20 protein-coding genes are annotated in these 23,691 nt (G+C 65.6%); 13 read left to right on the top strand and 7 right to left on the bottom strand.

What is annotated here, in order from left to right; translation table 11 throughout:
• Positions 1-47: 47 nt before the first annotated feature.
• From AC3ANP_RS00650 to AC3ANP_RS00640, 3 genes are all read right to left on the bottom strand, one after another.
• On the bottom strand, positions 48-641 hold the full coding sequence (locus tag AC3ANP_RS00650) for a TetR/AcrR family transcriptional regulator (RefSeq protein WP_488331469.1): 594 nt from the start codon (positions 639-641) through the stop codon (positions 48-50).
• A gap of 100 nt (positions 642-741) precedes the next feature.
• Positions 742-1,473 carry an ABC transporter ATP-binding protein gene (locus tag AC3ANP_RS00645; RefSeq protein ID WP_488331468.1) on the bottom strand — a complete coding sequence of 244 codons (732 nt, stop codon included), beginning with the start codon at positions 1,471-1,473 and terminating at the stop codon, positions 742-744.
• Positions 1,470-2,612, bottom strand: a complete 1,143-nt coding sequence (locus tag AC3ANP_RS00640; protein WP_488331467.1) for an ABC transporter permease — start codon at positions 2,610-2,612, stop codon at positions 1,470-1,472. The genes AC3ANP_RS00645 and AC3ANP_RS00640 overlap by 4 nt, the downstream gene beginning before the upstream one ends.
• 152 nt (positions 2,613-2,764) lie before the next feature.
• Between AC3ANP_RS00640 and AC3ANP_RS00635 the strand changes: the two genes are divergently transcribed.
• The gene (locus tag AC3ANP_RS00635; RefSeq protein ID WP_488331466.1) at positions 2,765-3,145 is read left to right on the top strand and encodes a hypothetical protein; all 381 of its coding nucleotides are present in this window, start codon (positions 2,765-2,767) and stop codon (positions 3,143-3,145) included.
• Positions 3,146-3,307: 162 nt separating this feature from the next.
• On the opposite strand, the gene AC3ANP_RS00630 is transcribed toward AC3ANP_RS00635, so the two are convergent.
• Complete coding sequence (locus AC3ANP_RS00630) at positions 3,308-4,351, bottom strand: LLM class flavin-dependent oxidoreductase (RefSeq protein ID WP_488331465.1); 1,044 nt, start codon at positions 4,349-4,351, stop codon at positions 3,308-3,310.
• A gap of 458 nt (positions 4,352-4,809) precedes the next feature.
• On the opposite strand from AC3ANP_RS00630, the gene AC3ANP_RS00625 reads away from it, so the two are divergent.
• From AC3ANP_RS00625 to AC3ANP_RS00615, 3 genes are all read left to right on the top strand, one after another.
• Positions 4,810-6,591 (top strand): ABC transporter family substrate-binding protein, encoded by a 1,782-nt coding sequence (locus tag AC3ANP_RS00625; RefSeq protein ID WP_488331464.1) that lies wholly within the window; start codon positions 4,810-4,812, stop codon positions 6,589-6,591.
• Positions 6,592-6,767: 176 nt separating this feature from the next.
• Positions 6,768-8,309 (top strand): ABC transporter permease, encoded by a 1,542-nt coding sequence (locus tag AC3ANP_RS00620; RefSeq protein WP_488331463.1) that lies wholly within the window; start codon positions 6,768-6,770, stop codon positions 8,307-8,309.
• Positions 8,306-9,409: an ABC transporter permease gene (locus AC3ANP_RS00615; protein WP_488331462.1), complete on the top strand. Its 1,104-nt coding sequence runs from the start codon at positions 8,306-8,308 to the stop codon at positions 9,407-9,409. The genes AC3ANP_RS00620 and AC3ANP_RS00615 overlap by 4 nt, the downstream gene beginning before the upstream one ends.
• 30 nt (positions 9,410-9,439) lie before the next feature.
• On the opposite strand, the gene AC3ANP_RS00610 is transcribed toward AC3ANP_RS00615, so the two are convergent.
• A complete protein-coding gene (locus tag AC3ANP_RS00610; RefSeq protein ID WP_488331461.1) occupies positions 9,440-10,069 on the bottom strand; it encodes a PH domain-containing protein in 630 nt (209 codons plus the stop codon).
• A 79-nt stretch (positions 10,070-10,148) separates the two neighbouring features.
• Between AC3ANP_RS00610 and AC3ANP_RS00605 the strand changes: the two genes are divergently transcribed.
• The 5 genes from AC3ANP_RS00605 (at position 10,149) to AC3ANP_RS00585 (ending at position 17,727) form a co-directional block, all read left to right on the top strand.
• The gene (locus AC3ANP_RS00605; RefSeq protein WP_488331460.1) at positions 10,149-11,978 is read left to right on the top strand and encodes an ABC transporter ATP-binding protein; all 1,830 of its coding nucleotides are present in this window, start codon (positions 10,149-10,151) and stop codon (positions 11,976-11,978) included.
• Positions 11,979-12,229: 251 nt separating this feature from the next.
• Positions 12,230-13,870 (top strand): peptide ABC transporter substrate-binding protein, encoded by a 1,641-nt coding sequence (locus AC3ANP_RS00600; protein WP_488331459.1) that lies wholly within the window; start codon positions 12,230-12,232, stop codon positions 13,868-13,870.
• 218 nt (positions 13,871-14,088) lie between these two features.
• Positions 14,089-15,018: an ABC transporter permease gene (locus AC3ANP_RS00595; RefSeq protein ID WP_488331458.1), complete on the top strand. Its 930-nt coding sequence runs from the start codon at positions 14,089-14,091 to the stop codon at positions 15,016-15,018.
• A complete protein-coding gene (locus AC3ANP_RS00590; protein WP_488331457.1) occupies positions 15,008-16,000 on the top strand; it encodes an ABC transporter permease in 993 nt (330 codons plus the stop codon). Before AC3ANP_RS00595 ends, AC3ANP_RS00590 begins: the two co-directional genes overlap by 11 nt.
• Positions 16,001-16,011: 11 nt before the next feature.
• Entirely contained in the window at positions 16,012-17,727 is a 1,716-nt protein-coding gene (locus tag AC3ANP_RS00585; protein ID WP_488331456.1) for an ABC transporter ATP-binding protein, read from the top strand.
• A 111-nt stretch (positions 17,728-17,838) separates the two neighbouring features.
• On the opposite strand, the gene AC3ANP_RS00580 is transcribed toward AC3ANP_RS00585, so the two are convergent.
• A complete protein-coding gene (locus AC3ANP_RS00580) occupies positions 17,839-18,729 on the bottom strand; it encodes an SGNH/GDSL hydrolase family protein (RefSeq protein WP_488333113.1) in 891 nt (296 codons plus the stop codon).
• Positions 18,730-18,999: 270 nt separating this feature from the next.
• Here AC3ANP_RS00580 and typA point away from each other — a divergent pair, with 270 nt between their 5' ends.
• From typA to AC3ANP_RS00565, 3 genes are all read left to right on the top strand, one after another.
• Entirely contained in the window at positions 19,000-20,928 is a 1,929-nt protein-coding gene (gene typA / locus AC3ANP_RS00575; protein ID WP_488331455.1) for a translational GTPase TypA, read from the top strand.
• A gap of 27 nt (positions 20,929-20,955) precedes the next feature.
• Positions 20,956-21,330 (top strand): hypothetical protein, encoded by a 375-nt coding sequence (locus AC3ANP_RS00570; RefSeq protein WP_488331454.1) that lies wholly within the window; start codon positions 20,956-20,958, stop codon positions 21,328-21,330.
• A gap of 509 nt (positions 21,331-21,839) precedes the next feature.
• A complete protein-coding gene (locus tag AC3ANP_RS00565; RefSeq protein ID WP_488331453.1) occupies positions 21,840-22,649 on the top strand; it encodes a type IV toxin-antitoxin system AbiEi family antitoxin domain-containing protein in 810 nt (269 codons plus the stop codon).
• A gap of 316 nt (positions 22,650-22,965) precedes the next feature.
• Here AC3ANP_RS00565 and AC3ANP_RS00560 read toward each other — a convergent pair whose 3' ends face one another.
• Complete coding sequence (locus AC3ANP_RS00560) at positions 22,966-23,214, bottom strand: putative acetyltransferase (RefSeq protein WP_488331452.1); 249 nt, start codon at positions 23,212-23,214, stop codon at positions 22,966-22,968.
• A 146-nt stretch (positions 23,215-23,360) separates the two neighbouring features.
• Between AC3ANP_RS00560 and fdxA the strand changes: the two genes are divergently transcribed.
• Positions 23,361-23,687, top strand: coding sequence for a ferredoxin (gene fdxA / locus AC3ANP_RS00555; protein ID WP_488331451.1), 327 nt, complete (start codon positions 23,361-23,363; stop codon positions 23,685-23,687).
• Positions 23,688-23,691: the final 4 nt, after the last annotated feature.

The following is a 23,691-nucleotide window of genomic DNA, read 5'->3' as shown; positions in this document are numbered from 1 at the left end:
CGAGTTTCTTGAGGCGAGGGCCAACTAAGTGGCCCGTCTCCCCGGAGTCAATCATTGTCGGTGGTCTGGTGTGCTGCGACGAAAGGTCCGAGCAGCGTCCTGAGGTGGGCATGGACCTGGTTTAGGGTTTGACCTGATTCGAGCATGCGGGTGCCGGCGTGAACGACGGCATTGATCATTTCCGCGACCGAGTTGGGATCGTCAATCCCGAGTCTGGCGAGTGTTTCCACCAGCGGCTCCTGGAGCTGGCGGTGCATCCGCGTGGCTTGCTCGTCGAGTTCGGCCCCGGGGGCCACCGCGGCCAGCGCTGCCCCCACGGCGTGGGCTCCTTCGGCAACAAGGTCCACGTTCGCCGTCGCGTAGGCCAGGATCCGGTCCGCTTCAGTGGGGGCTTCCGCCATCGCTCCGGTGACGCGCTCGGTCCAGCGCGGGAAAATATCGCGGACCAGCGCTTGCAGAAGGTCCTGGCGGGAGTCGAAGTACTGATAGACGCTGGGCCTCGAGAGGCCAGCCCGCAGCGCCACGTCGGCCATGGTGGGTGCCTCCGAGGTTTCCTGCAGGAGCTCATGGGCAGCGTCCAGCAGTGCGCGCTCCTGGGCGGCGCGGTGCTGCGCGACGGTGGCGGCGCTAATTCTGGGCATGACGGGATCCTTTGACGCTGACTACCTACGCACCAAGGGTACGGCGCGCGGCGGCGGCCCGCTGAGCAGGCCGCCGCCGTCGTCTTCGGAGCCGCCGAAACTAGCGGACCGGGGCCGGCGCCGCCAAGCGCCCATCCACCATCTCAGCGACGCGGTCACAGTAGGCGAGGACGTCGTGGTCGTGGGTAACCATGATGGTCGCGACGCCGTGGTTGTGGCTTTGACGGGCGAGCAATTCCACGACTTCACGGCTGCGCGACCGGTCCAGGGAGGCGGTCGGTTCGTCGACGAGGAGGAGTTTCGCCCCGGAGACAAGCGCCCGCGCGATGCCAACGCGTTGCCGTTCACCGCCCGAGAGCTGGGCGGGGCGGTTGTCGGCCCGGTGGGCCATGCCGACGGAATCCAGCAGGGCGCCCGGGTCGAAATTCTTTGGCCCGCCCGCAAGCCGGTTGACCAGCCGGAGTTGGTCCGCCGCGGTCAGCGCCGGAATAAGGTTGCCGGATTGGAAGACAAAACCAATGTTCGCCAGCCGGAACGCTGCACGTTGGCCCTGACTCAACCGGGAGAGGTCCTGGCCGTTAATGCTGACCGTTCCGGAATCCGGGGAGGCGAGCGCTCCGGCAACAGCGAGCAGTGAGGATTTCCCGGAACCGGACGGTCCGACGACGGCCAGAAATTCGCCGGGGGCGACATCGAGGCTGACGTCATCCAAAGCTGTCACCTTGGTGTCGCCGTCGCCGAGCTCCATCACCGCGTGGCGGATGGACAGGCCGGTGGTGCGGGGGGTGCCGGCGAGGCCTGCGTTGGCGGATGTGACTGTGGGGTTGGTCATCGGTGTCCTCCAAGGGCATTCAGCGGGTCGATCTGGGAAATGCGCAGGACAGCCACGGCGGCGCCGATGAGGCCCAGACCAATGGTGAGGGCCGTGGCAACGGCGATCGGTGCGGCCTCAAGGGAGAACGGCATGGCGTCCGGCATGGCGGCGCCGAGCCCCAGGCCGGCGGCCACGCCCAGCATGGTGAATCCCACCAGCAAAATGGCGGCCTGGGCCAGCCCGTCCCGCAACAGGTAGCCCGTCGAGGCCCCGATGGCCCGCAATACCGAAATTTCGTGTTTGCGTTGAATGGTCCACACAGTAAAGAAGGCGCCGACCACCAAGGCGCAGATCGCGTAGAGGAAGACCTGGATCATGCTCAGGGTCATGGTCTCGGCCTCATAGCCGGGAGATGAATTGAAGGCGGCGGACAGTGATTTGCTGGACGTGCCGGCCGCACTGTCACCGGCGGAAAGATCCAGCTTGGCGCCAGGCTTCGCCTGGATGGCAACCACACTGGCGGTATCAAACGTGAGCGCGGACAACTGGGCCGCGTCCGGGGCGCCTGGGGCGGCCTGGCCCGAGGCGATCAGCTGCCAGGTCTTCAAGGGCAGGTAGGCGACATCGACGTGACCGAACGTCGACTGCCCTTCGGTGAAGCCAATAATCCTGAGCTTCGTGCCAATGCGGTCCAGCGTCAGGACCGTGCCGACGTCGACGCCTTCAGCCTTGGCGGTCGAAGACACGACAATGCCGTCAGAGTCTCCGAGTGCAGCGCCTCCGGAGCGGGACGGTTCCAGGAAGGACCCGGGCTGGACGCCGAAAAGCGTGAGGTCAATCTGCTTGCCGGAATCCGTGGTGGCATTGGCCATGCCAACGCCCATCTTTTCCGCGGCGGCCACGCCCTCTACGCCGCGCCAGGCATTGAGCTGTTGGTCGTCGATAACGGAGCGGGAGAACGCGTTGTCAGTTTTGGTGCCCTGGTTGAAGGCGAAAGCGGTTACCGGCAGCGACTTGAGGCCGGAAACCCCGTCGTTGACGAGGCCCGAGGACAGGCCGGATAGCATCACCATCAGTACGGCGATGAGGGCAATGACACCGCCCATCAGGCCGAAGCGGCCACGCGCGAAGATCAGTTCGCGGAGTGCAAGGAACATTTGCGGTCCTAGGTTAAGAGAGGGACAGAGCAAGATGCTGACATGGTGTCGGCATCTTTCCGACAGCATGTCAGCAAAGGGGGGGAAGTGGCAAATCCCAAAGCCTCGGCTTGGTTGGCTGGGGTCCGCGCCCGGCCCTGTACGCTTCACCCATGTCGCCAGAAATCCCCCTAGCCTTCTGTGTCGTGCTGGGCGTCCTTGCCGTTTTTCAGGTGCTGCTCATCATCGGGCTTCCGTTGGGCCGGTTCGCGTGGGGAGGCCAGCATCCGGTGCTTCCGGCCAGGCAGCGTGCCGGAAGTGCAGCCGCCATTGTGATCTACGGGGCTTTCGCAGTGGTTGCCCTGGAGCGTGCCGAGCTGATTTCGATCCTCCGGGCGCCCGTTGTTGCGCTGGTTGCCATGTGGGTAGTCGCGGCCTATCTGTTGCTCAGTGTGCTGCCCAACCTTGCGTCGAAGAGCAAGTATGAACGGCGCGTGATGGTCCCGGTGTCGCTCGTGCTGGCCGGTCTCGCGTTCCTTGTCGCGCTGAGTTGAGGTGAACGAGCCGCCGTCGTCCCCGGCGGGCAACATTGGGGGAGCTCTGGGCGGGACGCCGGGTTGTTTCCGCGGGTGGCGAACCCGACCCGGATGTGCTTGAGGTCCGCGCGTGGAAGCACGGCGGTAACGACGGCGCCGCCAGCCAGTTCTGCGCCGGGCTCAAACTGCCGCCGGGGTCCATCCCAGTGCAGGACCGAGTGTCGTGGCGATGTCGGTGAGGATTTGGACGTAGTCCTGGTGGTCGAAGCTGAAGGGCAGCGCGAACGCCACCTCGTCGACTTCCTGGAATCCTGCGTGCGCGTACAGCTGTTCCGCGATCTGTGCACTGCTGCCGATGAGATCGGGAGCAAACAGCATGCCCTTGGGACCCTGTGGTGCCTGGGTGCGGGGCGTGCGTTCATCGACGTATCGCCGGTACTTGTCCCGCTGTTGCGACGACGCCGAATCGGTGGGGATCACCACCAGGCCCTGCGAGACCCGGGCCGGGCCGTGGGCCCGGGCCGCCCCAGCGGCCGCTTCGCGGTACGCGCGGATCTGCGCCTGCTGGATGGTGCCAAACGCCGGTTCCTGGTCCCTTTCGGCGAAGACCACGCTGCTGGAGAGCAAGTTGAATCCGTTCGCCCCGGCCCAGACCGCCGATTTCCTGCTTGCCGCCCCATACCAAAGGCGTTCACGTAAGCCGACAGAGTGCGGCTCCACGCGGTTGGAGAATTCCTCCACAACTCCCTCTTTGCCGGAAAAGTCGCGTACCGGCTCGCCGGCAATTAAACGGGCCAGCCGTTCCACGCGGGCATAGCTGAAGTCCTCTAGCTCCGCCGAATCCGGGTACAACTCGTCCTTGACCGTGGCGTAGTGCATAGGTTCACCTACGCTCAGGCCCGGGTTGATCCGTCCGCCTGCGAGCAGGTCCACCGTGGCCAGGTCCTCGGCCAGGCGCAGCGGGTTCTCCCAGGCCATCGGGGTCACGGCAGTCCCCAGTTCGATGCGGGTGGTGCGCTGGCTGGCCGCCGCCATCATGGCAACGGGGGAGGAGATGCCGAACTGAAGGTGGCGGTGCCGCAGCCAGGCGCTGTCGAATCCCAGCCGCTCGCCCAGTTCGATCACTTCCAGGGTGGATTCGTGCCCGGCGGCGGGGTCCGCCGGATTGAACAGGCCAATGGTGAGGAATCCGAGCTTGCGTAGCGGTCGTGACGAGTCAGGCATGGGTTTTCCTTGGGGGAGCGAGGGCGGCTGAACCCCATACTAGGTCCGGGTCCAGGCCGACCGGGAAGCCGGGGGCGCGAGTTTACCCTCGAAGACGCCGCCGCCCGCAACGGTCGCCGCCCGCAGCGGTCCCCGGCCAGCGGCAGTTTCCGGCTGCAGTAATGGGCGGTTAACTGGGAAACACTGATTTACCGCTGCAGCCTTTTGGTGACAATTGCCTTAGTCGCCAGTGCCGGATTCGTCAATGAAATTCGACAGGAGTTTACAATCCGAGGCGGTCCAATGTTGCAGGTGTATAACAAACTTTATTCCCGGTCAACTTTGGTCCCCGTCCCCACCATCCCCGGTCTACGCTTCATGCCATGTGAGACGGGCCACACTGCCGCTGGGGGAGTGTGGACGTCTTTGGCACCCCCCGGTGCCGGTCTCATCCACATCACAGAAAACTAGGAGGCGGAATGCGCTTCGGTCGTATTTCGAAAGCAGTGGGGGTGGCGGCGGCAGCTGCCCTCGCACTGAGCGCGTGCGCGGGCAACAGCGGCGGGACAACCCCGTCGTCGTCTGCCGCGGCCGGCAAAACTGGCGGCTCGGCAACGGTCGTGGAGGTTAACGCGTTCAACACGTTTAACCCCAACACGGCTGACGGCAACACCGACATCAACTCGAAGATCAGCTACGCCACCCACACGGGCTTCTTCTACATCGACAACAAGCTGAACGTCGTACGCAATGAGAAGTTCGGCAAGATGGAAAAGGTCTCCGACAACCCGCTGACTGTCAAGTACACGATCAATGATGGTGTGAAGTGGTCTGACGGGACGCCGGTGACCGCCGCCGACCTCCTGCTGCAGTGGGCCGCCTTCTCCGGTTACTACAACGACGCCGATCCGGAAGCGAAGACCGGAACGTCGTACTTCTCCTACGCCGGCGACCCGACCGGCATCGCGTTGACCGATTTCCCGGAAATGGGCGCCGACGGCCGCTCCATGACCATCAAGTACTCCAAGCCCTTCGCTGACTGGGAAATCGCCCTCGGCGGCCCCGGCATTGACATCCCGGCACACGTCCTCGCCAAGAAGGCGGGACTGGCCGACACCAAGGCGTTCGTCGACCTGCTCAAGGGCATGCCGCGCGGTGACGCCAAGGCCCCGAAGCCGGCGAACGCCCAGCTCAAGGCGATGGCTGACATGTGGGACACCGGCTTCGACACCAAGACGCTGCCGGCTGATCCGAGCCTGTATCTGTCCAACGGGCCGTACATCGTCAAGAGCGTCAACCAGGACCAGTCCCTGACCATGGTCAAGAACAAGGACTACAAGTGGGGTCCGGACGCCAAGCTGGACGAGATCACCGTTCGCTACATCGGTGACTCGGCCGCCCAGGTCCAGGCGCTGAAGAACGGCGAAGCTGACATCATCGCTCCGCAGGCCTCGGCGGACACCGTTGATCAGCTCAAGGCTCTGCAGAGCCAGGGCGTCACGGTCGACGTCGGAAACCAGCTTTCCTACGACCACATCGACCTGAACTACAGCGGCCCGTTCAAGGACAAGAACGTGCGTGACGCGTTCATGAAGGCCGTTCCGCGCAAGGACATCGTCGACAAGATCGTCAAGAAGCTTGACCCGAAGGCGGCTCCGCTGGATTCCCAGCTGTTCGTTCCGGACCAGGCTCCCTACGCAGACTCGGTCAAGGACAACGGCTCCGCCGCGTACAAGGATGTCGACATCGAGGGTGCCAAGAAGCTCCTCAACGGTGCCACTCCCGAAGTCCGCATCATGTACAACAAGGACAACCCCAACCGCGTTGACGCCTTCTCGCTGATCCGCGAATCCGCCACCAAGGCCGGTTTCAAGATCGTCGACGGCGGCCTCGGCAAGTCTGACTGGGGCAAGGCCCTGGGCAAGGGTGGCTACGACGCCACCATCTTCGGCTGGATCAACTCCGGTGTGGGCGTCTCCGGCGTTCCGCAGATCTTCAAGTCCGGCAACGATTCCAACTTCAACAAGTTCTCCGATCCCGAAGCCGACAAGCTGATGGACGAACTGATTGTCACCACGGACAAGACCAAGCAGGACGGCCTCATCCAGCAGATCGACAAGAAGATCTGGAGCTCCGCGTACGGCCTGCCGCTGTTCCAGTCCGTGGGCGTGGATGCCTACAGCGACCGCGTCACCGGCGTGAAGTACATGCCGAACCAGACCGGTGTCTGGTGGAACTTCTGGGAGTGGGCACAGAAGTAGCCGGCAACCGCAAGTAACACTTGCCAGCGAAGGCGTCGGGACCACGGAACTGCGGTCCCGACGCCTTTCCAGCGGCACCCCGACTGGCTTGGCCGCCCCCGGATCCCCGCGGGACCGGGCCGAACTCTGCGACCGGTCCTGGCAATCCCTGGGCCCGAATACCGAGGTTCAACTCCATGCTGACTTACATTGTCCGGCGGCTGATGACAGCGGCCCTCATTCTTCTCGGCGCCTCCTTCCTGGTGTACCTCCTGACAGCGGCGTCAGGAGACCCTCTCCAGGAGTTCCGCGACAACAATTCCCCGCAAAAGCAAGCCCTGATGGATGCGCGCACACGGCTTCTGCAGCTCGACGTCCCCGCCCCGGTCCGCTACTTCCGGTGGCTCGGCGGCGCCGCGCAGTGCCTCATCCCGTTTGCCAACTCCTGTGACCTCGGCAAGAACATCGCCGGCCAGCCCGTGACGGACGCGCTGGGCCATGCGCTGATCCAGACCCTGACGCTTGTCACCGGCGCCACGGTGCTGGCCATCCTGATCGGCATCACGCTCGGCATCATCACCGCCCTCCGGCAATACAGCACCCTGGACTACGGCGTGACGTTCATGGCTTTCCTGTTCTTCTCACTGCCGATCTTCTGGGTCGCCGTCCTGCTCAAGGAATTCGGCGCGATCGGCTTCAACGACTTCCTGCGGAACCCGGACGTGCCGTTGCCGGTGGCCCTGGCGATCGGACTCGGCCTTGGCCTCGTGGCGGCGGTCGCAACGGGCGGCGCGACCCGGCGCCGGCTGGTCACCGGCGGCGCGGTGTTCGTCTTCGTCAGTGCCGTGCTGATCTACTTCTCGGCCACGGAATGGTTTAAAACGCCCGGCCTGGGCCCGGTGGTCATCGCCATCGCCGGGGTCGGCATCGCCTTCGCGGTTACCCTGCTCTCCGCCGGTCTGAAGAACCGCAAGGCGCTCCAGTCGGCCCTGATCGCCGTGGGCGTCGGCGTCGTCCTGTACTTCCTGGTCCAGCCGCTGCTGAACGAAGCGACGTTCCTGATGATCGTGCTGCTGGCCGTGGCCGCCGTCGTGGTGGGCCTGGCGATCGGCTACGTGATGGGCGGCTACGACCGCGGCCAGTCCATGCGCGCCGCCGCGATCACCTCATTCCTGGTCGGATTCCTGATCCTGCTGGACCGCTTCATGCAGGCCTGGCCGAGCTACTTCAACAACAGCCGGGTGCGCGGCCGTCCGATCGCCACCATCGGGGCCAACACGCCGAACATCGAAGGCGATTTCTGGGTCCTCGGGCTGGATACCTTCACCCACCTGATCCTGCCGACGACGGCCCTGATCCTGATTTCCCTGGCCAGCTACACCCGGTTCACCCGCGCCTCGATGCTGGAAATCATGAACATGGACTACATCCGGACCGCCCGCGCGAAAGGCGTCTCGGAACGCACCGTCGTGATGCGCCACGCTTTCCGCAACGCGCTGATCCCGATCGCCACCATTGTGGCGTTCGACATCGGCGGCCTGATCGGCGGCGCGGTCATCACCGAGACGGTCTTCTCGGTCCGGGGCATGGGCTTCCTGTTCCTGGACGGCATCTCGCACATCGACCCCAACCCGGTGATGGGCGTCTTCCTCTGTGTAGCCATCACAGCCATGGGTTTCAACCTCATTGCGGACCTCGCGTACTCCGCACTTGATCCGCGCGTAAGGGTAAAAGCATGAGCCAGCCAAGCCAGCAGGACGAAATCATGGCCGAAGAGGCCGCACTGCGCTCCGCCCCCGCGGCCGGCATCGAACCCGTACTCGAGGCCAAGGGCCTTAGCCAGGGCCAGATTGTCCGCAAGCGCTTCCTCGGGCACTCCGGCGCGATCATCGGGCTCGTCGTCTTTGCGCTGATCTTCCTGCTCGCCTTCACCTCGGTGGGCTACCTGGGCATCCCGGGCTGGTGGAAATACAACCACGAGCAGGTCTCGCCGCTGGTCAACGACGGCGCGCCCACGTCCTCGCTCTGGCCGCTGGCCTGGGGCGAGCACCCCTTCGGGCAGGACCGGATCGGCCGCGACCTGTTCGCAATGACCATGCGCGGCGCGCAGCAGTCCATCACCGTCATGGTTGTGATCGGCCTGATCGCCGGTTTGATCGGCGTGGTGGTCGGTGCCATCTCCGGCTACTTCCGCGGCTGGGCCGAGGCCATCCTGATGCGCCTGACCGACGTCATCATCATCATCCCCGCCCTGCTGCTCGCGGCCGTGATGGCGCAGCTGGCCGGCCGGCGCGACTCCGGCAGCTGGTTCGCGTCCTTCGCCAGCACCAATGGCGTCCTGGCCCTGGGTATTTTCCTGGGCCTGATCAGCTGGGTCAGCCTGGCCCGGCTGATGCGCGGCGAGTTCCTCTCGCTACGGGAACGCGAGTTCGTCGACGCCGCGCGGATCTCCGGCGCCAGCAACGCGCGGATCATTTTCAAACACATCCTGCCCAACGCCGTCGGCGTACTGATCGTTAACGTCACGCTGACCATGTCCGCGGCGATCCTCACCGAGACGGCACTGAGCTACCTCGGCGTCGGCGTCAAGGCACCGGACACCTCCCTGGGCCTGCTCATCTCGCAGAACCAGCAGGCCTTCTCCACCCGGCCCTGGCTGTTCTGGTTCCCTGGCCTGTTCATCGTGCTGATCTGCCTGAGCATCAACTTCATCGGCGACGGGCTGCGCGACGCCTTCGACCCGCGGCAAAAGAAATTCAACGCCAAGAAGGCGCGCGATGCCTCGGCGGCGGCCGGCACCGTGTCGGTCAGCGCCCTGAACGACCCGAGGGACAGCTAGGTGCAGTGCCGTGTGGCGTGGCCGCTGCGGTCACAGTGCTGCCACCGTCCAGTAGCTGGCCGCCAGCAGGATCACGACGACGGCGACCGCCGCCCAGCGGTGCCGCACAGTAACGGCTGTGGTCGCGGCCTCGCCAATGGCGAGCGAACCGTTGTCCACGAGGGTCTGCCAACGACCCCGCACCAGTCGGGCGGCCTGGCCGGAGTCGGTGGTCTTCAGATCTCCGGGCCGTACGGATTTTCCGGGACCGTAGCTCGTATCCGGAAGGCCATGCAGGTCCTCGGGCCGGGCATTCCGGCCGCCCCAGATCCCGGGCGCCGGCGCGGCCCAGGCGGAATAGCTCTTGCGCGCCGTGACCAGCGTCAAGGCGTAACGGGTATCCACGTGGACCAGGGCGGCCCACGGCACCAGCACGGAACGGAACGGGTTTTCCAGCGTGACGCCAGCATCGTGGACCACGACGGCCGGCAGCCAGAAGAACTGCCAGCCTACAAACGCCAGCAGCAGCAGCGGTCCGGTACTGGGCAGCCCGCCGGGACCCGTGGCAGCCACGGTCGCTCCCACACCCACCGCCGCCACGGCCCAGGACAGGCCGGCGAACCATTTGTTCGTGCGGGCCTTGAAGATTTCGACGTTTCCGGCGGCGGGCACAGTGTTCATGCCCCCCATAATTCAGTATTCCGGGTCACAGCACTAATTTCCGGTGCGACGGCGTCCCGGGCGGAAGGAACCATCCATCATGACTGACTTCATCACCGTTGACCCGGCACCGGTGCCCGCGCCCGGCAAAGGTGATCCCGTCCTGGCGGTCCGGGACCTCAGCGTCGACTTTGGCGTCGACAAGAAGTGGGTCCCGGCGGCCATCGGCCTGAACTACGAGGTGCGCGCCGGCGAGGTGCTGGCGATTGTGGGGGAGTCCGGTTCCGGCAAGAGCGCCAGTTCCATGGCACTGCTGGGGCTACTGCCGGCCAACAGCCGGGTCAGCGGCAGCGTCAAGCTTGCCGGCCGCGAACTGCTGGGGGCAAACGAATCAAACATCCGGGCGGTCCGCGGCAAGGACGTTGCGGTGATCTTCCAGGAGCCGATGACCGCCATGAACCCGGTCTACACCGTGGGTGCTCAGATCGTGGAGACCATCCGGCTGCACAACGAGGTCTCGCCCGACCAGGCCCGGGACCGCGCCCTGCGGATGCTCGAACTGGTGGAGCTGCCGGATCCGGAGAAGGCGTTCAAGTCCTACCCGCACCAGCTCTCCGGCGGGCAGCGCCAGCGCGCCATGATTGCCCAATCACTGTCCTGCGACCCGAAACTGCTCATCGCCGACGAGCCGACGACGGCCCTGGACGTCACGGTGCAGGCGGAGATCCTGGACTTGATGCGCAACCTTCGCAACAAGCTGGACAGCGCGATCGTCCTGATCACCCACGACATGGGGGTGGTGGCGGACCTCGCCGACCGGATCGCCGTGATGCGGCGGGGGCTGATCGTGGAGACCGGCAGTGCGGCGGAGATTTTCCACAACCCGCAGCATGAATACACCCGTGCGCTGCTGGCTGCCGTGCCGCACCTCGGACAGGGCGGCGCGGAGGACGGCCAGGACGTGGACGTCACGGCCGCCCTCGCGGCGGCGACACAGGCCGAAATCGACGCCGTCCCGCGCTCTGAGCTGCTCCGGCGCGAACGCGAAAACGCGGAGGCGCTGGCCGCCGCGGCAACAGTGAAGCCGCAGGGCGAGCCCGTCCTGGAACTCACCGACGTGGCCATCGAATATCCCAAGCAGGGGCGCGTGCCGGCATTCCGCGCCGTCGAGGGCGCCAACCTGGCGATCTATCCCGGCCAGGTCGTCGGGCTCGTGGGCGAATCGGGATCGGGCAAGACCACCATTGGCCGTGCCGCCGTCGGGCTCCTGCCGGTAGCCGCCGGGATCATGAAGGTCGTTGGCCAGGACATCTCCGCCGCCAAGAAAAACGGCCGGCAGCTGCACGAGATGCGCCGGCACGTCGGGATGGTCTTCCAGGATCCGTCCTCGTCGCTGAACCCGCGGCTGCCGATCGGGGAAAGCATCGGCGAACCGATGTTCCTGGCCGGGGTGGCCAAGGGCGCCGCGCTGCAGGCCCGGATCGAGGCCCTGCTGGACCAGGTGGAGCTGCCCCGCGACTACCGCAACCGCTACCCCCACGAACTCTCCGGCGGCCAGAAGCAGCGGGTGGGCATCGCCCGGGCGCTCTCGCTGAAGCCCAAACTGATGGTCGCCGACGAACCCACATCGGCCCTCGACGTCTCGGTCCAGGCGACGGTGCTCGAGCTCTTCCAGAACCTGCAGAAGGAGCTCGGCTTCGCCTGCCTGTTCGTCACGCACGACCTGGCAGTGGTGGATGTCCTCGCGGACCGGATCTGCGTGATGCAGCGGGGACGGATCGTTGAGCAGGGCAGCCGGGACCAAATTTTGCGGAACCCCCAGGAACCGTACACGCAGCGGCTGCTGGCCGCCGTTCCGCTGCCGGACCCGGAGCAGCAGCGCGAGCGAAGGGAGCTGCGGGCCCAGTTGCTCGCCGCCGACGCCGGTTAATTTCGAGTAACCGGAATCGTGGGCCCGGCGAATCGTACCAGCAAGTAGCTATGACCTGTAAAATTTTCCGGCGGCGCTAGAATCCGAAATTTTCGCCGGTTACGAGTTGGCAACGGAGTTCCATCATTCGGGCAAAATGCGGTTATGCTACTTCCATATGTAGGACACGTCACAGGGGATAGCCCTGTGCCCTGGCCTGCCGGGAAGCATAAGTCTCTCCCGCAGAACTCCCACAACTCTTAGGAGGCGGAATGCGTTTTTCGCGCACTTCCAAAGCACTGGGCATGGTGGCGATCGCCGCTTTGGCCCTGACCGGTTGCGGCGGAGGCGGTTCCAACACCGCCGGCGGCAGCACCGGTGGCGACGCCAGCAAGGTGATCATCGCCGACGGCTCCGAGCCGCAGCGTCCGCTGATGCCGGCCGACACCAATGAAGTTGGCGGCGGCAAGGTCATCGACATGATGTTCTCCGGCCTGGTCAGCTACGACCCCAACGGCAAACCCGTGAACGAGCTCGCCGAGTCCATTGAAGGCAAGGACGGCCAGCACTTCACCATCAAGATCAAGAAGGACCAGAAGTTCACCAACGGCGAAGCCATCACGGCCAAGACGTTCGTTGACTCCTGGAACTTCGGCGCCGCCGCCAAGAACGCCCAGCTCAGCGGCAACTTCTTCGAGTCCATCAAGGGCTACGACGAGGCCAGCGCCGAAGGCTCCACGGTCGAGACCATGTCCGGACTGAAGGTCGTGGACGACCAGACCTTCACCGTTGAACTGTCCCAGCCGGAATCCGACTGGCCGCTGCGCCTCGGCTACACCGCCTTCTCCCCGGTTCCCGCCGGCGCGCTGAAGGACCCCAAGGGCTTCGGCGAGAAGCCGGTCGGCAACGGCCCGTACAAGATGGCCGACGGCGGCTGGCAGCACAACGTGCAGATCCAGCTCGTTCCGAACCCGGACTACAACGGCCCGCGCAAGGCCAAGAACGCCGGCGTGACGTTCAAGATCTACCAGAACGACGATGCCGCGTACCAGGACCTGCTGTCCAACAACCTGGACATCCTGCAGACCATCCCCACGAGCGCCTTGAAGAACTACAAGTCCGATCTGGGGGACCGCACCATCAACAAGCCGTACGCCGGCAACCAGACCATCGCCATCCCGGAATACCTGCCGGAGTGGAGCGGTGAAGCGGGCAAGCTCCGCCGCCAGGCCATCTCCATGGCCATCAACCGCGACGAGATCACCAAGGTCATCTTCAGCGGCGCCCGCCAGCCCGCCAAGGACTTCACCGCCCCCGTCCTTGACGGTTACAGCGACTCCATCCCGGGTTCCGAGAACCTGAAGTTCGACGCCACCAAGGCCAAGGACGCCTGGACCAAGGCGGACGCGATCCAGAAGTGGGACGCCAACAAGACGTTCACCATCGCCTACAACGCCGACAAGGGCGGCCACAAGGCCTGGGTTGAGGCTGTCGTCAACCAGCTCAAGAACACTCTCGGCATCAAGGTGGAGGGCAAGCCCTACGCCACCTTCAAGGAAGCACGCAACGACGCGACCGCCAAGACCCTGACCGGCGCCATCCGCTCCGGCTGGCAGGCCGACTACCCGTCGCTGTACAACTTCCTCGGACCGATCTACAAGACCGGCGCCGGCTCCAACGACGCGAAGTACGCCAACCCGGCGTTCGACAAGGCCATCTCCGAGGGCCTCGCCGCATCCTCCGTCAGCGAGGGCAACAAGGCCATGAACAAGGCCCAGGAAATCCTCCTGACCGACCTTCCGGCCATCCCGCTGTGGTACCAGGTTGCCCAGGGCGGCTGGAGCGACAAGGTCACCAACGTTGACTACGGCTGGGACGGCGTCCCGCTGTACTACAACATCACCGGCAAGTAACAACTGAACGACGGCGGGGGCTGCCTGGATTGGGGCCTCCGCCGTCGTTTTGTTTCACCAGCTTTCTCCCTGACGGCCCAAGCCTCGGGCGTACTTTGGCGGCACGGCGACCGTGACTGTTCCGGCGTCGGACCGCATCATTACTGAAAAGGTTCTTTGATGAACAACTCCGCCGTATCCCTGGACCGGATACCTGCTGACAAGGATGTGTTTCGCTGATGGCGCCCTACATTCTTAAGCGTTTCCTCCAACTGATTCCTGTCTTCCTTGGCGCAACGCTGTTGGTCTACTTCCTGGTCTTCAGCCTCCCCGGGGATCCCATCGTCGCCCTCTTCGGCGACAAGCCGGTCAACGAGGCCGTTGCCGCGAAGCTGCGGACCCAGTACCACCTGGACCAGCCGTTCTGGATCCAATACCTGCTCTATCTGAAGAGCATCTTCACGTTCGATCTTGGCCAGGACTTCTCCGGCCGCCCCATCGCCGCGGTTCTGGGCGAGGTCTTCCCGGTGACCGCCCGGCTCGCCGTCATGGCGCTGATCTTCGAAGCCGTTTTCGGCATCATCTTCGGCCTGATCGCCGGCCTGCGCAAAGGCAAGTTCTTCGACGCCACGGTGCTCGTCGCCTCCCTGATCGTCATCGGCATTCCGATCTTCGTCCTCGGCTTCCTGCTGCAGTTCACCATCGGCGTGCAGCTGGGCTGGGCGAAACCGACCGTCAGTTCGGCCGCCACGGTGCAGGACCTCATCCTGCCGGCCATCGTGCTGGGCCTGGGCTCCTTCGCCTATGTGCTGCGGCTGACCCGCACGTCCGTCATCGAAAACATGAACGCAGACTACGTGCGTACCGCCACGGCCAAGGGCCTGTCCCGCTTCCGCGTCGTCCGGGTGCACATCCTGCGCAACTCCCTGATTCCCGTCATCACGTTCCTGGGCGCAGACCTGGGCGCCCTGATGGGCGGCGCGATCGTGACTGAGGGCATCTTCAACGTGCCCGGCGTCGGAAACCGGCTGTACCGGGCCGTGTTGTCCGGCGAGGGCCCGACCGTGGTCTCGATCGTCACCGTGCTGGTGCTGATCTACTGCCTCTCCAACCTGCTCGTTGACCTGCTCTACGCTTGGCTTGACCCGAGGATCCGCTATGACTCCTGATTCCAACACCGCACGGCAGGATGCTTCAACGCCCGCCACGCGCCACACCGAGCACTTCGTCGCCGACTTTGCCGAGACGCCGCTGCAGGCCACGGACAAAGTCAAGGAGGACAGGGCCCCGCTCAGCCTCTGGGCCGAAGCGTGGCGGAACCTGCGCAAGCAGCCGCTGTTCCTGGTTTCCGCGTTCCTGATCCTGGTGGTGGTGGCCGTGTCCATCTTCCCGGGGCTCTTCTCGCCGATTGATCCGACCTCCGAGGCGTGCCAGTTGGCAAACTCGGATGGCGGCCCCACCTCAGGGCACCCGCTCGGCTTCACCCAGCAGGGCTGCGACGTGTATGCGCGCGTCATCTACGGCACCCGCTCCTCCGTCACCGTCGGCTTGTTCACCACGATCGGCGTGCTGGTCCTCGGCGGTGTCATGGGGGCGCTGGCGGGCTACTACGGCGGCTGGGTGGACGCCGTCCTGGCACGCATCAACGACATCTTTTTCGCGCTGCCGCTGATCCTCGGCGCCATTGTGGTCATGCAGCTTCCGATGTTCCGCGCGAACCGGACGGCCTGGACGCTGGTCCTGATCCTGATGACCTTCGGCTGGCCGCAGATCGCCCGGATCACCCGCGGCGCCGTGATCGAGGTGCGCAACGCGGACTTCGTGACCGCGGCACGGTCCCTGGGCGTCTCCAAGTTCGGGGCCCTCATGCGGCACGTGATGCCGAATTCGCTCGCCCCGATCATCGTCGTTGCCACGATCTCGCTCGGTACCTTCATCGTGGCGGAGTCCACCCTGTCCTTCCTCGGCATCGGGCTGCCGCCCAGCGTGATGTCCTGGGGCAATGACATCCAGGCGGCGCAGGCGTCGCTGCGCTCCAACCCGATGCCGCTGCTCTACCCGGCCATCGCCCTCTCCATCACCGTTCTGAGCTTCATCATGCTGGGCGACGCCCTGCGCGATGCTCTCGATCCCAAAGCGCGCAAGCGATGAAAGGGGATGCCATGAACGCCCCGGTTGAAATCCGTGAAGAAGGCGCGGCCGCCCGGCGCCCGCTGCTCGAGATCAAGGACCTGGCGATCAGCTTCGCCACCAGCGGCGGCGAGGTCAACGCCGTCCGCAACGCCCATCTGACCGTGATGCCAGGGGAGACCGTCGCCATCGTCGGCGAGTCCGGGTCCGGCAAGTCCACGACCGCGCTGGCCGCCATCGGCCTGCTGCCCTCCAACGGCCGGGTCTCCGGCGGGCAAATCCTGTTCGACGGCGAAGACATCTCGCACGCCAGCGAAAAGCGGATGATCGAACTGCGGGGCAACAGCATCGGCATGGTCCCGCAGGATCCCATGTCCAACCTGAACCCGGTCTGGAAAATCGGCTACCAGGTGCGTGAAACGCTCAAGGCCAACGGCCTCCCCGACGGCCCGGACGACGTCGCGAAGGTCCTGTCCGAGGCGGGCCTGCCGGACGCCGCCCGCCGGGCCAAGCAGTACCCGCACGAGTTCTCCGGCGGCATGCGGCAGCGCGCCCTGATCGCGATCGGCCTGTCCTGCCAGCCGCGCCTGCTCATCGCCGATGAGCCGACGTCGGCCCTGGACGTGACGGTGCAGCGGCAGATCCTGGACCACCTGGAGAAGATGACCACCGAACTCGGGACCGCGGTGCTGCTGATCACCCACGACCTCGGCCTCGCCGCCGAGCGTGCGGACAAGGTCGTCGTCATGTACCGCGGCCAGGTGGTGGAATCGGGGCCGTCGCTCGAGCTGCTGCGCAACCCGCAGCACCCATACACCCAGCGGCTGGTTGCCTCGGCGCCGTCGCTGGCCTCGCGCCGGATCCAGGCCGCCAAGGAACTTGGTGTCGAGTCGGAGGACCTGCTGGCACCGGACGAGGACGTCGTCGTCGAAGCGGCCATGCCCGAGGACGTGCTGCAGATCGAAAACCTGAGCAAGGTCTTCAAGCTCCGCTCCGGCCTGGGCCGCTCCACCGACTTCACCGCGGTGGACGATGTCTCCTTCAGCGTCAAGCGCGGGACCACGACGGCGATCGTGGGGGAGTCGGGTTCCGGCAAGTCCACGGTGGCGCAGATGGTCCTGAACCTGCTCCAGCCGACGTCGGGCCGGATCGTGTTCGATGGCGTTGACACCTCCACGCTGAACAACAAGCAGATCTTCGCGTTCCGCCGCCGGGTGCAGCCAATCTTCCAGGACCCTTACGGCTCGCTGGACCCGATGTACAACATCTTCCGGACCATCGAGGAACCGCTGCGGACCCACAAGATCGGGAATAAGGCGAGCCGGGAAAAGAAGGTCCGGGAACTCCTCGACCAGGTCGCGCTGCCCCAGTCCACGATGCAGCGGTACCCGAACGAGCTCTCCGGCGGCCAGCGTCAGCGCGTGGCCATCGCCCGCGCCCTGGCCCTGGACCCGGAAGTCATCATCTGCGACGAGGCAGTCTCTGCGCTGGACGTCCTGGTGCAGGCGCAGGTGCTCAACCTGCTCGCGGAGCTGCAGTCGCGCCTGGGCCTGACCTACCTGTTCATCACCCACGACCTCGCAGTGGTCCGCCAGATCGCGGACCATGTCTGCGTCATGGAGAAGGGCAAGCTGGTGGAAACCGGATCGACGGATGACGTCTTCGACTCGCCGCAGCAGGACTACACCAAGGCCCTGTTGAACGCCATCCCGGGAGCCGGCCTGATGTTGCCGCCGGAAGTTGCCTGAGCCGGACCGAGGCTAACGCAACAGGATGAGGCTAACGCAACAGGAGCCGGTGCCCTTCCCCCGCAGGGGATGGGCACCGGCTCCTTTGAGGTTTGCCGTGGGCGGGCGAGGTCAGCCGGCAGCGGCGGCGGCCTTGTCGGCCTTTATGCCCATCTCCCGCAGCCGGTTGCCGAGCAGCACGCCGAGGGCCCCGTGGCCCTCCGGACCCATGTGCACGCTGTCGGCGAGCATGCCGGTGAGGTCATACCGGGTCAGCCAGTCGCCGACGCTGACAAACGGGATGCCCTGCTTGGCCGCGACGGTGCCGAGCAGCGTGTCCACCTGGGTGCGACGGCCGCCGCCGTAGTTTGCGCCCCGGGCCAAGGTGCCGATCATCAGCATCTTGCTGCCGGGATAGCGCTGCCGGAGCGCAGCAATGAGCCGGTCCGCGTTGGCGACGATCTGGGCGTCGGTGGCACCGCGGGCCGCGTCGTTTCCGCCGCCCTGGATCACCACCAGGGGAGGAGCGCCGTAGGGCAACTTCCAGTCGCCGCGCTGCAGGGCATCGATGTAGTTGCCGGTTTTGCCGTTCGCCACCACAAAGCCGGTGCCGCCGAGGCCGCAGAAGAAGACACTGTAACCGGCGCGGCCAAGGCCCTGCCGGGGCCATCCGGTCGCCGGCTCGGACTGGGAGTCGCCGATGAGCACCGCCGTACGCCGGATGTCCTTGACGATCACCTCATCCCGGCCGTTGGCGGGGTTGCGGTACACAGCGCCCTCGGGCAGGGAGTCGGGGCTGGGGCCGGTCGCGAGGCGCGGCTTCACGCCGGCGCCGGCTGCCACCGGCTCGCCGGGGGCGGCGGCGGCCGGGACTGCCTTGCTGCTATGGATGTCCACACCCCTACTGGGGCTGGGGGAAGAACTGGTGTCCGCTGGGGACGGGGCCTGTCCGCAGCCGCCCAGCAGAACGCCTACGGCGATCATCGGTGCGACGAGGCGGTACAGGGCCGAGGCGTGGCGCATGATGTCTCCGGGCTGGCGTGCTGTTGTCACTGCAATCATGGGGCATCAGGGGGCCAAAAACCAAGTGTCGTTGATCACTTTCTGGCGGTGTTTCCCGCCACACGGCGGGCGCCCGGACAGCGCAGCCTCGCCGGAATTTAGGCCAATAAAAGGCTCAGCGTCTAGAATAGGGGGAAGGAGCCCTGTCTTTATGGGTTGATCCGTCGTGCGTTCCGGTTGGAAATGTCGCGATACAACAGCTGACTTCACCACTGAATCGAGCAATTACGCATGTCTGAAACCACCACCAACACCGCGGTAGCCACTGCATCGCGCAGTGACCTCCGCAACGTCGCGATCGTGGCCCACGTTGACCACGGCAAGACCACTCTGGTCGACGCCATGCTCAAGCAGACCAACTCTTTTGCCGAACACAACCACCTCGAAGACCGCGTGATGGACTCCGGTGACCTGGAGCGCGAAAAGGGCATCACCATCCTGGCCAAGAACACCACCGTGGCCTACAACGGTCCGTCTTCCAATGGCGAGACCATCACGATCAACGTGATCGACACCCCGGGCCACGCCGACTTCGGCGGTGAGGTCGAGCGCGGCCTGTCGATGGTGGACGGCGTCGTCCTCCTCGTCGACGCGTCTGAAGGCCCGCTGCCGCAGACCCGCTTCGTGCTGCGAAAGGCCCTCGCCGCGCACCTGCCGGTCATCCTGCTGGTCAACAAGACCGACCGCCCCGACGCCCGGATCGAAGAAGTCGTCCACGAGTCCATGGACCTGCTGCTCGGCCTGGCCTCCGACCTGGCCGACGAGGTTCCGGACCTTGACCTGGACAAGATCCTCAACGTCCCCATCGTCTACGCCGCCGCCAAGCTCGGACGCGCCTCGCTTGAGCAGCCGGCAGACGGCAGCGCCCCCGCCAACGAGGACCTCGAGCCGCTCTTCGAGACCATCATCAAGCACATCCCGGCGCCGACCTACAACCCGGACGGTGTCCTGCAGGCGCATGTCACCAACCTGGACGCGTCGCCGTTCCTCGGCCGCCTGGCGCTGCTGCGCATCTACAACGGCACCCTGCGCAAGGGCCAGACTGTGGCCTGGGCCCGCGCCAACGGCGAGCTCAAGAACGTCAAGATCACCGAGCTGCTCGCGACGAAGGCGCTGGACCGTGTCCCCGCCGAGTCCGCCGGCCCCGGTGAGATTGTCGCCGTCGCCGGCATCGAGGAAATCACCATCGGTGAGACCCTGACCGACGTCGACAACCCGCAGCCGCTGCCGCTGATCACGGTTGATGACCCGGCCATCTCGATGACCATCGGTATCAACACCTCGCCGCTGGCCGGCAAGGTCAAGGGCGCGAAGGTCACCGCCCGCCAGGTCAAGGACCGCCTCGACAAGGAACTGATCGGCAACGTCTCCCTCAAGGTGCTCCCCACCGAGCGCCCGGATGCCTGGGAAGTCCAGGGCCGTGGCGAGCTGGCGCTGGCCATCCTGGTCGAGCAGATGCGCCGTGAAGGCTTCGAGCTGACCGTGGGCAAGCCCCAGGTCGTGACCAAGACCATTGACGGCAAGATCCACGAGCCGATGGAGCACATGACCATCGACGTGCCCGAGGAGTACCTCGGCGCCGTCACCCAGCTGATGGCAGCCCGCAAGGGCCGCATGACGAACATGGCCAACCACGGCACCGGCTGGTGCCGGATGGAATTCATCGTTCCGGCCCGCGGCCTGATCGGCTTCCGCACCAAGTTCCTCACGGATACCCGCGGCGCCGGCATCGCCGCCTCCATCGCCGAGGGCTACGAGCCCTGGGCCGGCCCGATCGAGTACCGCACCAACGGGTCGATGATCGCGGACCGCGCCGGTGTGGTGACCCCGTTCGCCATGATCAACCTGCAGGAACGCGGCTCCTTCTTCGTCAAGCCCACCTCCGAGGTGTACGAGGGCATGATCGTTGGCGAGAACTCCCGCGCCGATGACATGGATGTGAACATTACCAAGGAGAAGAAGCTCACCAACATGCGTGCGGCTTCGTCGGACACCTTCGAGAACCTGACGCCGCCGCGCGATCTGACCCTGGAGGAGTCCCTGGAGTTCGCCCGCGAAGACGAATGCGTGGAGGTCACCCCGGACTCGATCCGCATCCGCAAGGTCATCCTCGACACCAACGAACGCGCCAAGGCCAACCGCGCACGCGCCAAGGTCTGAGCCCCGTCACGGGGTTCACGCTGCACCGTGACTAAGAGAGCTGCCGGCAAGGCAGGCGGTATTGCCGCCGCCTTGCCGGCAGCTCTTTTCGCTGCCCTGGCCGGCACGCTCCTGCACCGGCAGGAGGCGATGCTCGGCGGCATCGCGTTGCCATGGGGAGCCGTGGCCGCCCTGGCTTTGCTGGCATCCGTGGAGGTGCTGCTGGCAGCGGCCTTCCGGTCCATCATTCCGCCGGCGGTCTGCGGCGCCGCCTGCTACGCCCTCGCCGGCTGGTGGTCCACCCTGCAGCCGGGCCGGCGCCTGATCATCGGCGACCTGGCCGGAAATCTGTGGATCTTCGGCATCGCCGCGGTCACGGTCGGCGTGCTCCTCTGGTGCCGCGGCCAAGCCCGCAGCCGCTAGTGCCGCCAGGGCGGGCTGCTGGGCTGCTGGGCTGCTGGGGTATTGAATGAAGGTGCTTGAGTGAGGGTGCTTGGGTACTTGGTGCTGGTGAGGCTTAGGTGCTTGGGCGCTGGGCTGCTTGGGTGCTGCTGAGGCTTAGTGCTGGCTTGGCGCCCGCCCGGGTGGGACATGCCCATTTTTCGTGCCCGGGAGTGGGCATAGTGGCATCATGTCCACTGCTTGCGCCGAGGGCCGGACATGTCCTGGGCCGCCCGGGGGACCTGTCCAGCGTTCACTCCGTCCGGATGGAGCATGCCCATTCTTGGATCCCGCGTCGGTGGGGCATGCCCATTTTTCGTGCCTGTGGATGGGCGCCGCTGCGGCAAGCCCATCCGCTGTGCCGGGCTCCCCGCCTCTCCAAGCGAGGGGAGGAGATGCCCAGCCGTGCGTCCCGGGACCGGGCTAGGACTTGTGCACATAGCGGAAACCGGGGCTGTGCCCTGTCCGCCGCGCGACGACACGATGGGCCCATGGTCAAAATCAACGACGTGCTTGCCGACTACGACGGCGTGGCGCGCGCCAAGCACCTCGCTGCCGCCGGGGTGTCCGAGTTCCAGCTCAAAGCGGCCTTAGCCAGCGGCGCCGTGGCCAGGGTGTCCCGCGGGGTTTACGCCTTGCCGAAGGCGGATCCGCAACTCGTTGCCATCAGGTCTCTTCCGGCCGAGCCTACCTGCGTGAGTGCCGCCCAGTTTGGCGGTCTTTGGGTCCTCGAGCCACCCGAACAGCAGCATGTCGCCCTCACCCACAGCCGCAGCTACCCTGGCTTTGTCTGCCACCGCGCACCGGCGCCGCCGACACTTCTGGACGCCGTCGTCCAGAGCCTGCGGTGCTTGCCGGAATTGGATGGCCTCGTCATTGCCGAATCCGCGGTTGTCCTCAAGGGCCTCCCGCTGCCGGCCCTCCGACAGCGGCTATCGGGCCGCAACGACGCGCGGGAGCGCCGGATCGTCGCTTCGATTGTTCCGCAGTCGCAGTCGGTCATCGAGTGCATGGCCCGCTTCCAGTTGAGGCGGGCCGGGTTTCACGTCGAGTCACAGGTCAATATTCCCGGCATGGGCCACCTGGACCTCATGGTGGACGGCAGGCTGGGGATTGAGACGGATGGCGCCGGTTTCCACATGGACCGGACCAGTTTCGAAGAGGATCGACGGCGGTGGAACGTCACTACGCGGCTCGGTGTCCCTACGTTGGTCGTGAGCTATCCGTTGTTGAAATATCGACCGCAGGAATTCATCGCCATGGTCCGGGAGGCTCTGAGCCGACTCTCCGCTGCCGCCTGAGAACCGCAACGGCGCAAGCAGGCCTTGACGAACATGCCTGCACCACCGTCATGGTTGGACATGTGCCACTGTTCTGCCGCCAGTAGTGATTCGAATAGTGGTCCGCGGCGGGAAATGGCCCGCGAAAAATGAGCATGCTCCCCGCGCGCGGCCGGGAGGAATGGGCATGCTCCCTGTGCGCGGCTGGGAGGAATGGGCATGCTCCCTGTGCGCGGCTGGGAGGAATGGGCATGCTCCCCGCACGTGGCCGCGGATGGACATAGTGGGATTATGTCCATCGCTCCTCGGGAAGGGCGGGCATGTCCCACGCACCGGGTTAGGGGTGGGCATGTCCCCGGGGGCGCGGCGGCGGGGCGGGGGGAACCTGCTTGGCCGCAGCCACGAGCTCCCACGGGATGGTGACGTCGGCGCGCCGGGTACGGACGGTGCAGCCGGCGTCGGCGCGGGCGACGAGCTCGCCGAGGGCATCTGTGAAGCCACCCTCAATCCGGTAGCGCACCACGACGCGGGTGCCCAGGGGTGTGGTGGCCAGGAATTGCTGCGGATCGGGCCCCGGAGTAGTCACTTCCTCATCGTAGGGCAGGGGCCGGCAACGCCCGGCTAGGTTCGCGGCCGCGGGCTGGGAGATAATAGGCTCAGAAGCCAGTCCGGCGCTCAGGCCGGGAGCAATATCCGGCAGGTCGCCGGAACCAACGTGGAGAGGCCAGGGACGTGACGTACGTAATCGCGCAGCCGTGTGTAGATGTCAAAGACAAGGCATGTATTGAGGAGTGCCCGGTCGATTGCATCTATGAGGGTGAGCGTTCCCTGTACATCCACCCGGATGAGTGTGTGGACTGCGGGGCCTGCGAGCCGGTGTGCCCCGTGGAGGCCATCTATTACGAGGACGACACCCCCGAGGAGTGGGCCGACTACTACAAGGCCAACGTCGAGTTCTTCGATGTCCTCGGGTCCCCGGGCGGGGCCGCCAAGATCGGCAACACGCACACGGACCACCCGATGATCGCCGCGTTGCCGCCGCAGAACCAAGACCAGTAGGGCG

This window comes from Arthrobacter sp. JB02-1C (assembly GCF_057748045.1).
The sequence above is the reverse complement of the archived record's forward strand: the minus strand, read 5'-3'. Positions and strand labels throughout refer to the sequence as shown.

What these genes read in the sequence shown, in the direction of transcription:
- AC3ANP_RS00590 (WP_488331457.1), top strand. Translation starts at nt 15,008, where the DNA reads ATGACTCCTGATTCCAACACCGCACGGCAGGATGCTTCAACGCCCGCC.
- AC3ANP_RS00650 (WP_488331469.1), bottom strand. Translation starts at nt 641, where the DNA reads ATGCCCAGAATTAGCGCCGCCACCGTCGCGCAGCACCGCGCCGCCCAG.
- AC3ANP_RS00595 (WP_488331458.1), top strand. Translation starts at nt 14,089, where the DNA reads ATGGCGCCCTACATTCTTAAGCGTTTCCTCCAACTGATTCCTGTCTTC.
- AC3ANP_RS00605 (WP_488331460.1), top strand. Translation starts at nt 10,149, where the DNA reads ATGACTGACTTCATCACCGTTGACCCGGCACCGGTGCCCGCGCCCGGC.
- AC3ANP_RS00620 (WP_488331463.1), top strand. Translation starts at nt 6,768, where the DNA reads ATGCTGACTTACATTGTCCGGCGGCTGATGACAGCGGCCCTCATTCTT.
- AC3ANP_RS00585 (WP_488331456.1), top strand. Translation starts at nt 16,012, where the DNA reads ATGAACGCCCCGGTTGAAATCCGTGAAGAAGGCGCGGCCGCCCGGCGC.
- AC3ANP_RS00615 (WP_488331462.1), top strand. Translation starts at nt 8,306, where the DNA reads ATGAGCCAGCCAAGCCAGCAGGACGAAATCATGGCCGAAGAGGCCGCA.
- AC3ANP_RS00565 (WP_488331453.1), top strand. Translation starts at nt 21,840, where the DNA reads ATGGTCAAAATCAACGACGTGCTTGCCGACTACGACGGCGTGGCGCGC.
- AC3ANP_RS00610 (WP_488331461.1), bottom strand. Translation starts at nt 10,069, where the DNA reads ATGAACACTGTGCCCGCCGCCGGAAACGTCGAAATCTTCAAGGCCCGC.
- AC3ANP_RS00630 (WP_488331465.1), bottom strand. Translation starts at nt 4,351, where the DNA reads ATGCCTGACTCGTCACGACCGCTACGCAAGCTCGGATTCCTCACCATT.
- AC3ANP_RS00640 (WP_488331467.1), bottom strand. Translation starts at nt 2,612, where the DNA reads ATGTTCCTTGCACTCCGCGAACTGATCTTCGCGCGTGGCCGCTTCGGC.
- AC3ANP_RS00580 (WP_488333113.1), bottom strand. Translation starts at nt 18,729, where the DNA reads ATGCGCCACGCCTCGGCCCTGTACCGCCTCGTCGCACCGATGATCGCC.
- AC3ANP_RS00645 (WP_488331468.1), bottom strand. Translation starts at nt 1,473, where the DNA reads ATGACCAACCCCACAGTCACATCCGCCAACGCAGGCCTCGCCGGCACC.
- AC3ANP_RS00600 (WP_488331459.1), top strand. Translation starts at nt 12,230, where the DNA reads ATGCGTTTTTCGCGCACTTCCAAAGCACTGGGCATGGTGGCGATCGCC.
- typA (WP_488331455.1), top strand. Translation starts at nt 19,000, where the DNA reads ATGTCTGAAACCACCACCAACACCGCGGTAGCCACTGCATCGCGCAGT.
- AC3ANP_RS00625 (WP_488331464.1), top strand. Translation starts at nt 4,810, where the DNA reads ATGCGCTTCGGTCGTATTTCGAAAGCAGTGGGGGTGGCGGCGGCAGCT.
- AC3ANP_RS00635 (WP_488331466.1), top strand. Translation starts at nt 2,765, where the DNA reads ATGTCGCCAGAAATCCCCCTAGCCTTCTGTGTCGTGCTGGGCGTCCTT.